Annotated in this window: 12 protein-coding genes; 8 read left to right on the top strand and 4 right to left on the bottom strand. The window is 64.3% G+C overall.

All coding sequences use genetic code 11. The annotated features are described in order from the left end of the window. The first annotated feature begins 8 nt into the window (after window positions 1-8). The 5 genes from I7X09_RS00780 to I7X09_RS00760 all read left to right on the top strand — a co-directional run bounded on the left by I7X09_RS00780 (window position 9) and on the right by I7X09_RS00760 (window position 5,514). Complete coding sequence (locus tag I7X09_RS00780; RefSeq protein ID WP_200315096.1) at window positions 9-680, top strand: class F sortase; 672 nt, start codon at window positions 9-11, stop codon at window positions 678-680. A gap of 32 nt (window positions 681-712) precedes the next feature. Beyond that, the gene (gene dapF / locus I7X09_RS00775; protein WP_200315094.1) at window positions 713-1,582 is read left to right on the top strand and encodes a diaminopimelate epimerase; all 870 of its coding nucleotides are present in this window, start codon (window positions 713-715) and stop codon (window positions 1,580-1,582) included. 75 nt (window positions 1,583-1,657) lie between these two features. Further along, window positions 1,658-3,133, top strand: coding sequence for a GTPase HflX (gene hflX / locus I7X09_RS00770; protein ID WP_095970564.1), 1,476 nt, complete (start codon window positions 1,658-1,660; stop codon window positions 3,131-3,133). Between the two features lie 10 nt (window positions 3,134-3,143). After that, window positions 3,144-4,133: a hypothetical protein gene (locus I7X09_RS00765; RefSeq protein ID WP_234036761.1), complete on the top strand. Its 990-nt coding sequence runs from the start codon at window positions 3,144-3,146 to the stop codon at window positions 4,131-4,133. 55 nt (window positions 4,134-4,188) lie between these two features. Continuing rightward, window positions 4,189-5,514: an alpha/beta hydrolase gene (locus tag I7X09_RS00760; RefSeq protein ID WP_234036760.1), complete on the top strand. Its 1,326-nt coding sequence runs from the start codon at window positions 4,189-4,191 to the stop codon at window positions 5,512-5,514. 39 nt (window positions 5,515-5,553) lie between these two features. On the opposite strand, the gene I7X09_RS00755 is transcribed toward I7X09_RS00760, so the two are convergent. From I7X09_RS00755 to I7X09_RS00740, 4 genes are all read right to left on the bottom strand, one after another. Further along, entirely contained in the window at window positions 5,554-5,811 is a 258-nt protein-coding gene (locus I7X09_RS00755) for an HPr family phosphocarrier protein (protein WP_003942144.1), read from the bottom strand. Between the two features lie 97 nt (window positions 5,812-5,908). Beyond that, window positions 5,909-8,008, bottom strand: coding sequence for a PTS fructose transporter subunit IIABC (locus I7X09_RS00750; RefSeq protein ID WP_200315090.1), 2,100 nt, complete (start codon window positions 8,006-8,008; stop codon window positions 5,909-5,911). A gap of 18 nt (window positions 8,009-8,026) precedes the next feature. After that, window positions 8,027-9,022, bottom strand: coding sequence for a 1-phosphofructokinase family hexose kinase (locus I7X09_RS00745; RefSeq protein WP_200315088.1), 996 nt, complete (start codon window positions 9,020-9,022; stop codon window positions 8,027-8,029). Continuing rightward, the gene (locus tag I7X09_RS00740) at window positions 9,019-9,786 is read right to left on the bottom strand and encodes a DeoR/GlpR family DNA-binding transcription regulator (RefSeq protein ID WP_095970559.1); all 768 of its coding nucleotides are present in this window, start codon (window positions 9,784-9,786) and stop codon (window positions 9,019-9,021) included. Before I7X09_RS00740 ends, I7X09_RS00745 begins: the two co-directional genes overlap by 4 nt. 191 nt (window positions 9,787-9,977) lie before the next feature. On the opposite strand from I7X09_RS00740, the gene I7X09_RS00735 reads away from it, so the two are divergent. The 3 genes from I7X09_RS00735 to I7X09_RS00725 all read left to right on the top strand — a co-directional run bounded on the left by I7X09_RS00735 (window position 9,978) and on the right by I7X09_RS00725 (window position 14,335). Continuing rightward, window positions 9,978-11,651, top strand: a complete 1,674-nt coding sequence (locus I7X09_RS00735) for a putative PEP-binding protein (protein ID WP_124569747.1) — start codon at window positions 9,978-9,980, stop codon at window positions 11,649-11,651. A gap of 75 nt (window positions 11,652-11,726) precedes the next feature. Beyond that, the gene (locus tag I7X09_RS00730) at window positions 11,727-13,007 is read left to right on the top strand and encodes a uracil-xanthine permease family protein (RefSeq protein ID WP_020907537.1); all 1,281 of its coding nucleotides are present in this window, start codon (window positions 11,727-11,729) and stop codon (window positions 13,005-13,007) included. 185 nt (window positions 13,008-13,192) lie between these two features. Continuing rightward, window positions 13,193-14,335: an acyl-CoA dehydrogenase family protein gene (locus I7X09_RS00725; RefSeq protein ID WP_007735194.1), complete on the top strand. Its 1,143-nt coding sequence runs from the start codon at window positions 13,193-13,195 to the stop codon at window positions 14,333-14,335. Window positions 14,336-14,425 lie beyond the last annotated feature (90 nt).

Below are 14,425 nucleotides of genomic sequence, written 5' to 3'. Positions count from 1 at the left end.
CATCGAACATGGCGCAGAGCGGGACACACGCGCGACCGAAAGGCCGACGCGCGAGTCGGCTGCCGCTTCTCCTGCTGCTCGTCACATTTCTCGCGGTAGGCGGCGTGCTGATCTATTTTGCGGTGAGTGCCGCCGGGAAGCCCGTCAGCGCACCCGTTCCCGAAGCGCCATTCGACGTGGGAGCCCCAACCGATCCAGAGGCGACGTGGGCGCCCGCGCCGACGGACCTGCCGCCGAACACGCTTGCGATTCCCGATCTGGATGTGCAAGCCGAGATCGTGACCAGTGGGTTCGGCGCCAACCGCGGAATGATCCTTCCGCATCCTGACAAGGTTTCGCATTTCACCAACGGTGTGCAGTTCGGATCTTCGGAGGGCACCAATCTTGTTGCCGGCCACGTCGACGACGGTGATCGCACGCACGGCGCCTTGTGGGCGCTGCACCAGATGAAGCCCGGAACACCGATCTACGTGAGCGACGATGCCGGAACGATGTTCATCTATCACGCAGCGAGCCTGAAGCTGTACGAAAAGGTGGCTTTGCCTGCGGAGTTCTTCTCCGAATCCGGTGCGCCCAGGCTGGTCCTCGTGACCTGCGGGGGCGCAACCGTCCCCGACCCCTCGTTGCCGTCCGGATTCACGTACGAACAGAACGTGGTGGTCACCGCGTCACCTGCGTAAATCGGTCGGTAGGTCCGGATAGGATGGCGACCATGGATTTCAGTAAGGGCCACGGAACGCAGAACGACTTCGTTGTTCTCCCTGACCTCGACGTACGGATCGATCTCGAGCCGGCACGAGTGTCAGCGTTGTGTGATCGCCAGCGTGGTCTCGGCGCCGACGGCATCCTTCGTGTCGCTCGCGCAGGCGCACTTGCGGACGCCGGCGTGCTCACCGCACTTCCCGACGGCGTCGCTGCAGAAGACTGGTTCATGGACTACCGCAACAGCGACGGCTCTATCGCGGAGATGTGCGGAAACGGCGTTCGGGTATTTGCCCATTACCTCAAGGCGTCTGGCTTGGAGAGCAAGGACGAGTTCGTGGTCGGCAGCCGCGCCGGAGCGCGTCCGGTCGTGGTGCACGGCTACGACGCGACGCACGGTGACGTGACCGTGGCGATGGGCCGGATCAAAGAACTCGGCACCAGTTCGGCAACAATCGACGGCCGCGTCTTCGCCGGCGTCGGCATCGACGTCGGTAATCCGCATTTGGCATGCGTCGACGAGCACGTGACGGCAGAAGTGTTGAGTGCGCTCGATCTGAGTGTTTCTCCGGGCTTCGATCCCGGGTTCTTCCCGCACGGGGTCAATATCGAGATCGTGACGCCGATCCACGACGGCGGGGTCCACATGCGCGTACACGAGCGTGGTGTGGGCGAGACTCGTTCCTGCGGAACCGGAACGGTCGCAGCTGCGGCCGCGGCGCTGAAGTACGACGGCCGCGACGAAGGTTCGGTGCTGGTGCGCGTGCTCGGCGGCGAAGTGCAGGTCACCGTCGAAGGCGGTGAAGGGTCTTTGCGGGGACCCTCGGTTCTGGTGGCGAACGGGACGATCAGCGACGCCTGGTGGCAATCGCTCGTGTGACATCGCCCGCGGGAAATACGCCTGCAGGAAATACGGATGCACCGTGCCCAGGTTTCGTGGGACCATGGATCTTGTATGACGAACACACATGAAAACGAAGAGTCCACCGCTCACGAGCAGTCCGAGTACGCGCAAGCCGAATACACGGCAGATTCTGCATCGGGCAACCCGTCGACCGGTGAGATGCAACTCGCAGATCGCGGCGCCCTGCGCCGCGTGGCCGGTCTGTCGACCGAGCTCGAGGACGTCACCGAAGTCGAGTACCGCCAGCTTCGACTCGAAAGAGTTGTCCTGGTCGGCGTCTGGACGCAGGGAACCGCCGAGCAGGCCGAGGCGAGCATGACCGAGCTGGCCGCACTTGCCGAGACGGCCGGCTCGGAGGTTCTCGAAGGACTGGTTCAGCGCCGCGACAAACCTGACGCTGCCACCTACATCGGTTCCGGCAAGGCGCAGGAACTGCGCGAAGTTGTCCTGGCGACCGGTGCCGACACCGTCGTCTGCGACGGCGAGCTGACGCCGGCGCAGCTCACGGCGCTGGAGAAGATCGTCAAGGTCAAGGTCATCGACCGGACGGCTCTGATTCTCGACATCTTTGCTCAGCACGCGACTTCCCGTGAGGGTAAAGCCCAGGTGGCTTTTGCTCAGATGGAGTACATGCTCCCGCGTCTGCGTGGTTGGGGCGAGTCGATGTCGCGCCAGGCCGGTGGCCGTGCCGGTAGCAACGGCGGTGTGGGTCTGCGTGGTCCCGGTGAAACGAAGATCGAGACGGACCGTCGCCGTATTCGTGAGCGCATGGCAAAACTACGCCGCGAGATCAAGGGCATGAAGGCCGCTCGCGACACCAAGCGCACACGTCGACTGCAGAGCGACATTCCGTCGATTGCCATCGTCGGATACACCAACGCGGGCAAATCGAGTCTGCTCAATTCGCTCACCGGATCCGGTGTGCTCGTGGAGAACGCGTTGTTCGCCACCTTGGACCCGACGACGCGCCGCGCAGCACTCGACGACGGCCGCGAGTACGTACTCACCGATACGGTCGGCTTCGTGCGACACCTGCCGACTCAGTTGGTCGAGGCATTCCGCTCGACTCTCGAGGAAGTAACCGACGCGGATCTGCTTCTGCACGTCGTCGACGGTTCGGATCCGTTGCCGACAGAACAGATCAAGGCTGTGCGGGAAGTCGTCACCGATGTTCTGCGCGAGACGGATTCGAAGGCTCCGCCGGAGTTGATCGTGGTCAACAAGATCGACGCGGCAGATCCGGTTACCTTGACGCAACTACGTGGTCTGTTGCCTGGCGCCGTGTTCGTCTCGGCGCGGACAGGCGAGGGAATCGCTGAACTGCGAGCACATCTCAGTGAGGTGCTGGTTCGACCGGAGGTCGAGGTCGACGTGCTGGTGCCGTACACGCGGGGTGACTTGATGGCTCGAATCCACTCGGACGGAACGATCCTGGAATCGACTCACGAAGAGGCCGGAACGCGGGTGCACGCACGTGTGCCACAGATGTTGGCCTCGGCATTGGTCGAGTACGCACCTAGTGCGTAGTTTCGGGGCCGTGATCGCGGTGATTGCCGCGACTACGGCAACCGTATTGCTTCCCGGAGCACCCGCACAGGCATCGTCGTTCGAACCGAGCGAGTTCGCCCCACTGTGTACACCTACGGATCCTGCGCTCCAGGAATTGTCGGGGATGGTCGTCGTCGACGATCGGATCTACGCGATGGGCGACGGCGGCAGTGACGACTTCGTATTCGAAATGGACCTGAACTGTGTTGTCCAGAAACAGATTCCGGTCCCGATTGATCCCTACGACGTCGAAGATCTTGCGGTGAGTGGTCGAACGCTCGTTCTGTCGGACACCGGTGACAACCTCCGAACCCGCGAAACGGTGGCGTTCATCACGATGGACCTCGATTCCGGTGACGGTACGTTGCACCGCCTCACATACCCGGACGGAGCGCACGACACCGAATCGATTCTCCTCGACCCCGATGGCCACGTCTTTGTCGTGACCAAGGAATTGTTCGGCGCCAGCAGTCTCTACACACCGGTCGGGGGTCAGAAGCTGAGTGACTTGGCACAGCCAGGCCCGACGCCGCTCGAGCGCGTCGGAGCCGTGTCTGTCGGACCGGAGAAGCCAGTGTCGGTGATGTTCACCGGGGGAGCGGTGTCGTCGGACGGTTCGGCGATCGCGCTCCGGAGCTACTCCGATCTGTACCTGTACGAAGTCGTGGACGGCGGAATCGGCGCGACGCTCACCGATACCGAACCGCTGCGGATCCCCCTCCCGACGGAGCCGCAGGGCGAGGCCGTGGCGTTCAACGACGCGGGCGATGTTCTGATCGGATCGGAATCTGCGGGTGGAGCTTTGCCGCCGGTTTACGTGATGCGCGCGCTCGTGGAAGCGACCGAATCGACGGCTGACTCGTCAGGCGATTCGGTCGGCGTCGGCGTCGATCCGTGGACATTCGCGTGGGCCGGATTAGCCGCGGCAGGATGCGCGATAGGCGGTGTGGCGCTCGTGAGATCTCGACGACGCCGCTGATTCGCCTCAACTCCGCGAATTCGCAGACTGCCGGTAGATGTGGATACTGGAACGAATGCACGGGCATCAACTCCTGACGCGGCTCTCGCGTATGTCACTCGAGCACGGACACGTCATCGCAGCGCTGCTCGTGGGTTCCGTCCTCGTCGGTGTCGGCACGCTGCTTTTGCTTCGGTGGTTGTCGCGTCGGGCCGTGCTTGTCGCGCTGGGCCTGTCAGTGGTCGGGTCCGTCGGCGGCGCGATGTTCGTGTGGCTCAGTTATCGACCGTTGCCCGCGCAGCTACCCGTGTCGAGTTTCGTCTGGATAGCGCTGGCGATGTTCGGAGTCGTCGGCGCGGCGCTTGTTCTCCGTCGGCGCCCAGGACTTGCCCGCGGCCTTTCGGTGACGGCATTCGCCGCGCTGGCCACGATCGTCGCGGTAGGTCAGGTCAATGCCCAGACCGGCACCTATCCCACACTCGGTTCACTGGTCGGGCACTGGCCGGTCCGCGCGGTCGAGCACGTCGCCTTCGATTCGCTCCCCGGGGCCGAGCCCGCGTTACAGCGGGGACTTCCCACGGAAACCCATTGGCAGGTACCGGTTCGGATGCCGAGCAACGGCGTCGTCACGGAAGCGGCGATTCCCGGCAACATCTCGGGATTCGACGCGAGGCCTGCGACGTTGTACCTCCCGCCTGCCTACCTTGCCGATCCGCGTGCGGAGTTGCCCGTCCTGGTGCTGGTGGCGGGTGAGCCCGGCAGCCCCAGCGACTGGCTGGACAGCGGCCGGCTCGCGACCACCGTCGACGCCTACGCGTCGAGGCATTCCGGGCTTGCTCCCGTAGTGGTAGTGCCCGACGCGTTGGGGGACTACGACGCCAACCCAGGCTGCATGGATTCTGCGCTCGGCAACGTCGCGACGTATCTGGACCAGGACGTCCCGAACTGGATCGAATCGAACCTTCAAGTGAACCCGGACGCTGCGCAATGGGCCATCGGCGGGTTTTCGTACGGCGGAACCTGCGCGATCGAAATGGCCGTGAACTTCCCGGATCGCTACCCGTCATTCCTGGACTTCTCCGGCCAGGACGAACCGTCGACCGGTGATCACGAGGACACCGTGGCGGCCATGTTCAACGGTGACGAGGACGCGTTCGACGCGGTCAATGCCCGAGACCTGATGGCGCAGAATCGGTATCCGCAGTTGTCGGGTGTGTTCGTCGCGGGTGAGGACGATGACATCTACCGTCCGCAGCAGGAGGTCATGTTCGAGGCTGCGCGTGCCGCCGACATGAACGTGGACTACTACACCCTTCCCGGTGGGCACTCGGGTGATGTATGGGGCACTGCGCTGGAACTCGAAATGGACTGGCTGGGCCGGACACTCGCACTCACTCCGTGAAAGTGTCCGGCCCACTAAACAGCACCGGCCGAAATCGGATCAAGCGTCGAGATCAGCGGCCACCAGTTCGGCGACCTTGGCGAGTGCGTCGGCGTCGTCGGATTCGATGGTGACTTCGGTGTCCTTGGCGGCGCCGAGCGTCATGATCATCAGGGCCGAGCCGGCATCCACCGGTTCGCCGTCGGCGACTGCGAGGGTGACCGTGGCACCGGAGGCTCCGACTGCTTCGGCGATGAGGGCGGCGGGACGGGCGTGAAGGCCGACTGCGGAACCGACGGCAACTGTCTTGCTGGGCATGGGATCTCCTCGTTGTAGAACTGTCGTTGCGGACGTTGTGGGGTGTTCGGGCAGATCTGGTGACTTCGGTGGTGATTGCAGTGTTGCCTGCTGTCGATCATGCCGCAGCGGGCACGATTTCGGGGTCGAGTTCGGCATCGGAGGGACCCTTGCGGAAGAACTCCTTGGCTCCGACGACGGCGAGCGCAGCTACCACGGTTCCCGCCGCCAGTGAGACGAGGAACCAGCCGATGCCTCCGACTGCGAAGAAGACGAAGATCCCGCCGTGTGGGGCGCTGAGAGTGACGTCGAAAGCCATGATCAGTGCGCCGGTGACCGCGCCGCCCGCCATCATCGAGGGGATGACTCGAAGCGGGTCGGCAGCGGCGAACGGAATTGCACCCTCGGAGATGAATGCCGAACCCAGCAACCAGGCAGCTTTACCGTTCTCACGTTCGGCTTCGCTGAAGAGCTTGGGACGCAACACCGTCGAGGCAAGTGCCATGGCAAGCGGCGGAACCATACCCGCGGCCATGACTGCCGCCATGATGCGCAAGGTGGCCGGGTCGTTGACGTTGAGTCCGGCTACAGCAAAGGCGTAAGCCGCCTTGTTGACGGGCCCGCCGAGGTCGAAGCACATCATGAGGCCGAGAATGATGCCGAGGAAGATGGCCGAGCTGCCGGACAATCCGTTGAGCCAGTCGGTGAGACCGGAGGTGATCGCGGCGAGCGGACGACCGAGGACGATGAACATCAGTGCTCCGACGACCAGCGTCGCGAACAGCGGGATGATCACCACCGGCATCAGACCTCGCAGCCATTGCGGGACGGCGATCCGGCCGATGTAGAGCGCGACGACACCGGCGATGAGACCGCCGACCAGGCCGCCGATGAATCCGGCACCGACGAACACGGCGACCGCGCCGGCTGTGAAGCCGGGAGCGATGCCAGGCCGGTCGGCGATGGCGAAGGCGATGTAGCCGGCCAACGCGGGCACCAGGAAGCTGAATGCCAACGAACCGATCTGGAACAGCACTGCGCCGAGATAGGTGGCCAGACCACCTTCGGGAAGGTTGGTGATCGAGTTGTCGAGAACAATGTCCTTGGCCGGACCGGAGATCTCGTATCCGCCGAGCAGGAAGCCGAGGGCGATCAGCAGACCGCCGGCCGCGACGAACGGGATCATGTAGCTGACGCCGGTCAGGAGGACCTGACGGAGGTGGGTGCCGAACCCTACGGAACCGGCATCGGAATCCGCGGCCGCGGCGGCAGTGCCGTCCACGGTGGCGGCGGCGGGATTCTCGGAAGCGCGCAACGCTTCTGAGAGCATCTTGTCCGGTTCGTTGATCGCCCGCTTCACACCGGAAGCGACGACGGGTTTACCGGCGAATCGTTCGCGGCCCTTCACTCCGACATCGGTGGCGAAGATGACCGCGGCGGCTCCGGCGATGACCGACGGGTCCAGCGGGGTGCTTCCGCTCGAGCCCTGAGTTTCGACGTGAACCTTGACGCCGGCGCGTTCACCCGCAGCGACGAGTGAGTCCGCCGCCATGTAGGTGTGAGCGATTCCGGTCGGGCACGCGGTGACCGCGACGATGTGACGCTCCGCGGGCGCTGGTGCCGGGGTCTCGTCGGTGGCGTGTTTCCCGGTGGAAACAGGTTCCGGGGGTGTCACTGCCGCGGCCGTCCCTGCAGAATCCTTGGCTGCAGAATCCTTGGCTGTGGGATCCTTCGGTGCAGGATTGAGGACCTCGTCGACCAAGCGCACGATCTCGTCCGGCGTCGACGCTTCACGAAGTGACGTGACGAACGCGGGCCTGACGAGTGCTCGGGCCAAGGAGGAGAGCAGCTTCATGTGCTCGGCTCCGGCGCCCTCGGGTGCCGCGATCAGGAACACGAGATCGGCGGGGCCGTCGGGTGCACCGAAGTCGACCTTCGGATCGAGTCGAGCAAACCCCAGGGATGCAGACGAGACGGCCTCGGCGCGGCAGTGGGGAATTGCGATTCCGCCGGGCAACCCGGTCGCGGACTGCGCTTCGCGAGCGAGTGCTGCATCGACCAGTCCTGCGGCGTCGCTTGCCCGACCCGCAGCAGTCAATCGCGCTGCGAGAGAACGAATGACATCTTCCTTGGTCGTACCCAGGTCGGTGTCGAGTGAGATCAGTTCGGGACTGATGATCTCCGGGCCGGAACTGCCGGCTGCGGTGGTATCGGACATGTCAGGTTCCTTAGGGCGTCAGGCGAGTTCGGTGGGGACGGGGATGGGAGAGGCGGCATCTGCTGCAGATACCGAAACCGCTGCCAGATCGATCTGTTCGGGCGTGGGAAGGGTTGTGCCGGGAAGGGAGGCAGCGGCGCTTCCGTAGGCGACCGCGTGACGTAGCCGCTCGGATTCCGAGCCGCCTCCCGCTTCGGCGAGGATGTAGCCGGCCAGCGACGAATCGCCTGCGCCGACGGTACTGACTGCGACAATCGGGGGAGCGGTGGCGATCCACGCGCCGTCGGCCGTGACGAGGACAGCACCTGCTGCGCCGAGCGTGGCGAGCACACTGCCGACGCCGCGATCGACCAATCGCTGTGCCGCCGTGATTGCAGGCCCGCGATCACCGTTCTCGGCGGCACGTTCGAGGACGTGGCCGTCGACGCCGGTCAGTTGCGCGAGTTCCTCGCCGTTGGGTTTGAGCAGGTCAGGTGCCGAGTCGGGGAAGCCTTCGGCGAGTGCCGTCAGCGGGGCGTCCGAGGTGTCGACCGCTACCTTGCACGGGTGATCGCGCAGCGCCGCGACAAGTTCGCCGTACCACCCGAGAGGAACGCCGGAGGGCAGTGAGCCGGACAGCGCGAACCACAGGGCGGTATCGGCGCGGGCGATCAATTCCTGCGCCAAGGCGTCGAGCGTCGAACCCGACAGTGTCGCGCCGGGCTCGTTGATCTTCGTCGTGGTCCCGTCCGGTTCCGCGATGGTGATGTTGGTGCGAGCCAGACCCGTCGTGGCGACGCCGATGTGGGGAATTCCACCGGCGGCGAGCGCCGAGAGTAGGGGGTCGCCGCCGTTCCCCGGTAGGACCGCGAGGACGTCGAGGTCGGCTGCGGCGAGAACACGCGCGACGTTGACCCCCTTGCCGCCGGGGTCGCTGCGAGTGGAGTGGGCGCGTAGCACGGAGCCTCGTTCGAGCCGTTGCTCGAGCTGCACGGTCCGATCGATACTCGGGTTGGCTGTCAGTGTGACGATCATGCGATCACCACCTCGATTCCGTGGTCGTGGAACTCGGATGTGTCTGTGGGACTGATCTCTTCGTCGGTGATGAGGACGTCGATGCTGTCGAGGGGGGCGAAGCTGATCAAGTGCTCGCGGCCGACTTTGGTGGAATCCGCCACCACGACAACGTGATTGGCAGCTTTGACCATCGCTCGTTTGACTGCAGCCTCCTCACTGTCCGGTGTGGAGAGTCCGTGCCCGACGCTGATCGCGTTGGTTCCGACGAAAGCGACGTCGACCCGCAACGTGCTCAGCAGGCGTAGGGCGTCCTCGCCGACCGCGGCTTGCGTCACCCCGCGTACTCGTCCTCCGAGCAGGATCAGGGAAATCGAGTTCATCGATGCCAGTCGTGCGCCGATCGGGACGGAATTGGTGACTGCTGTGAAGTCGTTCTCGGTCGGTAGTTCGGGGATCATGCGGCCTGTGGTGGTGCCCGCGTCGAAGATCACGCTGCCGCCGGTAGGAGGGAGATAGGTGACCGCGCAGCGGGCGATCCGGTCCTTCTGTTGCGCCCGGGTCTGATCGCGTTCCGCCATGCCCGGTTCGGTCACGTGGAGGGATCCGGTCGGAACGGCGCCGCCGTGTACACGCCTGATCTGTCCGATCCGCTCGAGGAATGCCAGATCGCGACGCACGGTCTCGGTGGTCACACCGAAGGTCTCCGACAGAGCCGCCACGGACATGCGTCCGCGCTGCGACACCATGGTGCCGATCGCTTGTTGGCGTTCTTCCGCGTACACGTGCTCTCCGATTCCGAAATGTGATCCGACGGTGCGTTGTGGGTCACAGTGAATGTTGCTTTATGTTGTTTTACGCCCGAGTGTGTTGACATGTCAAGACTTGGGAGTAATCTTCGTCACAACGAAGGTGTGGGCTCAACGCGCTCGAGGTGCTCCGGTGTGACACCGGGCCCATCGCTCAAGGAGGACAGATGACCGAACAGCTCAATCGCATCACCGTGCACGGCACTCCCGTCGTGCCCGGAATTGCCTACGGCCCGGCTATCTGGCCGTCCAGCCGACCAGAACTCGTCACCGATGCGCCGGCCCTCGACGAGGCCGATCGAGAGGCCGCCGCCGACACCTTCGTCGCAGCGGCGAAGGTTGTCGAGAACCGCCTCCTCGGACGGGCGGCCGAAGCTACAGGCGCGGCTGCCGAGGTCTTGCAGGCCAACGCGGCGATGGCAGCCGATCGTGGCTGGATCGGGGCGGCCAAAAAATCGATCGCCGGCGGAGTGCCCCCGGTGCAGGCTGCGATCGCGGCGACGGAGCAGTTCGTTGTGCTGTTCACCAAAGTCGGCGGTGTGATGGCCGAGCGCGTCACGGACCTCGAGGACATCCGCGACCGCGTGATCGCCGAACTCTCCGGATTACCCGAACCAGGAGTTCCGATGCCCGAGACACCATCGGTGCTGTGCGCGGACGATCTTGCTCCTGCAGACACCGCGGGCCTCGATGCAACCAAGATCATCGGGCTCGTGACCATCTACGGCGGCCCGACCAGCCACACGGCAATCATCGCGCGGCAGTTGGGCATCCCGTGCATCGTTGCCGCGAAGGAATTGGAGTCCATTTCGGCAGGAACGCCGATTCTGATCGACGGAACCACCGGCGACGTGATCGCGGAGCCGGATCCCGAGCAGGCGCGCGAACTGGTCGAACAATCTCGGATCGATCGCGAACGCGTCAGCACATGGACCGGACCGGGCCAGACGGCGGACGGACGGCCGGTCGACGTTCTCGCCAACGTTCAAGACGGCGCGGGCGCTCGCGCCGCGGCGTCGACTGCTGCGGGGGGCATCGGGCTCTTCCGGACCGAGCTCTGCTTCCTCGGCCGTGAGACCGAACCGACCGTAGACGAGCAGGCGGCGATCTACGCCGAGGTTCTCGAGGCCTTCGCAGGAAAGAAGGTCATCATTCGCACGTTGGACGCGGGTTCGGACAAGCCGCTCAAATTCGCCAACCATCAAGAGGAAGCGAATCCGGCGCTCGGCGTTCGTGGGGTCCGAATCGCCTGGCAGGACATGGGAATTCTCGACCGCCAGCTCGACGCGATCGCCGCAGCGGCGGCGTCGACCAACTCGTCGCCGTGGGTCATGGCACCGATGATCGCCACCCCGGCCGAGGCGAAACGTTTTGCCGATGCCGTGCGGGCACGCGATCTTGTTCCCGGTGTGATGGTGGAGATCCCGGCGGCAGCGCTGTTGGCCGACCAGATTCTCGAACACGTCGAATTCCTCTCGATCGGTACCAATGACCTTGCTCAGTACACGATGGCCGCTGATCGGATGTCCTCCGAACTCGCCGACCTGACCGATCCGTGGCAGCCCGCGGTGCTCGCCCTTGTCGCACGTACGGCCCAGGCCGGTCAGGCGGCAGGTAAGCGCGTCGGGGTCTGCGGCGAGGCGGCCGCCGATCCGCTGTTGGCCTGCGTACTTGCCGGTCTCGGCGTTTCCTCGCTGTCGTGCGCTGCGGCGTCGGTTGCCGGCGTGGGAGCGAAGGTCGGGTCCGTCACCATGGCGCAATGTGAGGCGGCTGCGGCGGCGGTACTGGCAACCGGTGATCCGGTGGCAGCGCGTAAAGCGGCGGCTGACGCACTCAGCTGACGTGGTTTCGTCGGTCTAGGTCGGCGACCGAGCGCCTGACCTCTAGTATTTCGACCTGTGATCGAACGAGAAACTATGACCGGGGCCGGCGGAATCGGCTGGACTGTCCACGGAGACGGCAAGCGGATCGCCGACGGAGCCGTCGTGGCGCCGGACGAACGACTGAGTTGGCCGCGCACCATCGGAATCGGGATGCAACACGTCATCGCGATGTTCGGAGCGACACTGCTCGTACCGACCATCACCGGCTTCCCTGTCACGACGACGCTGTTGTTCTCGGGTATCGGCACCGCGCTGTTCCTGCTCATCACCCGGGGCCGGATCCCCAGCTATCTCGGTTCGTCCTTCGCGTTCATCGCCCCGCTGACAGCGTCGGCAGGATCGGGCCCGGCCGCGCAACTCGGTGCCGTCATGGCCGTCGGCATCGTGTTGATGTTGATCGGCGTAGCCGTACGTCTGATCGGCAGCCGGGTCATCGACGCCGTCATGCCGCCGGTGGTGACGGGAGCTGTCGTCGCGCTGATCGGTCTCAACCTCGCTCCGACGGCGGTCGGCTCCTTCGAATCGCAGCCGCTGATCGCCACGGTGACGCTCGTTTCGATCCTGCTGGTCACGGTCGTCGGTCCCGGGCTGCTCGGCCGGCTGGGCATTCTGGTCGGCGTCGTGATCGGCTGGGTCTTCGCCGCTGTCATCGGTGGTCTCGACAGTGAACGGGTGTCGGCCCTGCGTGAGGCAGACTGGTTCGGGTTGCCGAGTCTGCACGGTCCGTCCTTCGACTGGTCGGTGATCGTGCTCGCCCTGCCCGTGGTGATCGTTCTGGTTGCCGAAAACGTCGGGCACGTCAAGGCGGTCTCCGCCATGACGGGGAAGTCGCTCGACGATCTGGCCGGCAACGCACTGTTTGCAGACGGCCTCGCCACTACCTTGGCGGGTGCCGGTGGCGGATCCGGAACCACTACGTACGCCGAGAACATCGGCGTCATGGCAGCGACGCGCGTGTACTCGACCGCCGCGTACTGGGTCGCCGCCGCCACGGCGGTGATCCTCGCGTTCTCGCCCAAGTTCGGTGCGCTGGTGTTCACGGTTCCGAACGGCGTCATCGGCGGCGCGACGATGGTTCTCTACGGACTCATCGGCATTCTCGGTGTCCGTATCTGGATGGAGGCGAAGGTCGACTTCACCGATCCGGTCAACCTGACGGTCGCCGCGGCTGCGCTGGTCGCCGGCATCGGAAACTTGACGTTGACCATCGGTTCGGTCGAGTTGGGCGGAATCGCCTGGGGCTCCATCGGCATCCTTGTCGCCTACCCGATCATGCGATATCTCGCTAAATTCCGTACTTCGAGTAACAGATAACCGCTACAGTCACGAATCGTGATCGTTCGGGTCATCGACGGGTATCGCAACAGGTTCTACCGTCGGAGGCAGTGACGTGGGCCCGCGCACTTCGGCGTGCCCTGTCTCAGCGAATACACCCCAGTGGGTACGTCCCCAGCGGGTACATCACTGAAGTGCCGTATATCGAATTGCAAGGAGTCGGCGTGGAGCGCACCCTGTTCGAACCGGAACATGAACTCTTCCGGGAGTCGTACCAGAAGTTCTTGGCACAGCACGTGGCTCCGAACCACGAGAAGTGGGAAGAGCAGAACATCGTCGATCGTGACGTCTGGGTCGAGGCCGGAAAGCAGGGCTTCCTGGGAACCGCGGTGCCCGAGGAGTTCGGCGGCGGCGGTGTGAAGGATTTCCGCTACAACGCGATCATCACCGAGGAAACCACCAAGGGCGGGTTCAGCGGTATCGGCTTCACGTTGCACAACGACGTCGTGGCGCCGTACCTGCTGGAGCTGACCAATGAAGAGCAGAAGCAGCGTTGGTTGCCCGGATTCGCTTCGGGAGAGCTGATTTCGGCAATCGCGATGACCGAACCGGGTACCGGTAGCGACCTGCAGGGCATCAAGACCAAAGCAGTTCGCGACGGGGATCACTGGGTCCTCAACGGCTCGAAGACCTTCATCACCAACGGAATCAACGCCGACATCATCATCGTTGTCGCGTGTACCGACCCGGACAAGGGAGCGCAGGGCTTCAGCCTCCTCGTCGTCGAGCGGGACATGCCGGGCTTCGAGCGAGGACGCAACCTCGACAAGATCGGCATGAAGGCTCAGGACACCGCCGAACTCAGCTTCACCGACGTCCGCGTTCCCGCCGCCAACCTGCTGGGCGAAGAGGGAATGGGCTTCTTCTACTTGATGAAGAACCTTCCTCAGGAACGACTCTCGATCGCCGTTGTTGCCGCTGCCGCAATGGAATCGGTTCTCGAGAGCACGATCCAGTACTGCCGTGACCGCAAGGCATTCGGCAAGTCGATCGGTAGCTTCCAGAACACCCGATTCGTCCTCGCCGAGTTGGCTACGGAGACCACCGCAGTGCGGATCCTGGTGGACAAGTTCATCGAACAGCTCAATGCCGAGAAGCTGACCGTGCAGGAAGCTGCGATGGCGAAGTGGTGGACCACCGAAGCTCAGGTCAAGCTCATCGACCGCTGCCTCCAGCTGCACGGAGGCTACGGCTACATGAAGGAATACCCGGTTGCCAAGGCGTACATGGACTCTCGTGTGCAGACCATCTACGGTGGCACAACCGAGATCATGAAGGAGATCATCGGACGTTCGCTGAATCTCTGATTCGGGTGATGCACCGCTGATCGTCACGTAAAGACTCTGGGCCCCGGCTGATGCCGGGGCCCAGAGTCTTGTGGTCGTAGGGTGCGAGCG

It is taken from the genome of Rhodococcus sp. P-2 (genome assembly GCF_016598535.1).
In the GTDB taxonomy this organism is placed as follows: domain Bacteria; phylum Actinomycetota; class Actinomycetes; order Mycobacteriales; family Mycobacteriaceae; genus Rhodococcus_F; species Rhodococcus_F baikonurensis.
Note: the sequence above shows the minus strand (reverse complement) of the source record. Positions and strands in the feature narration are given on the sequence as shown.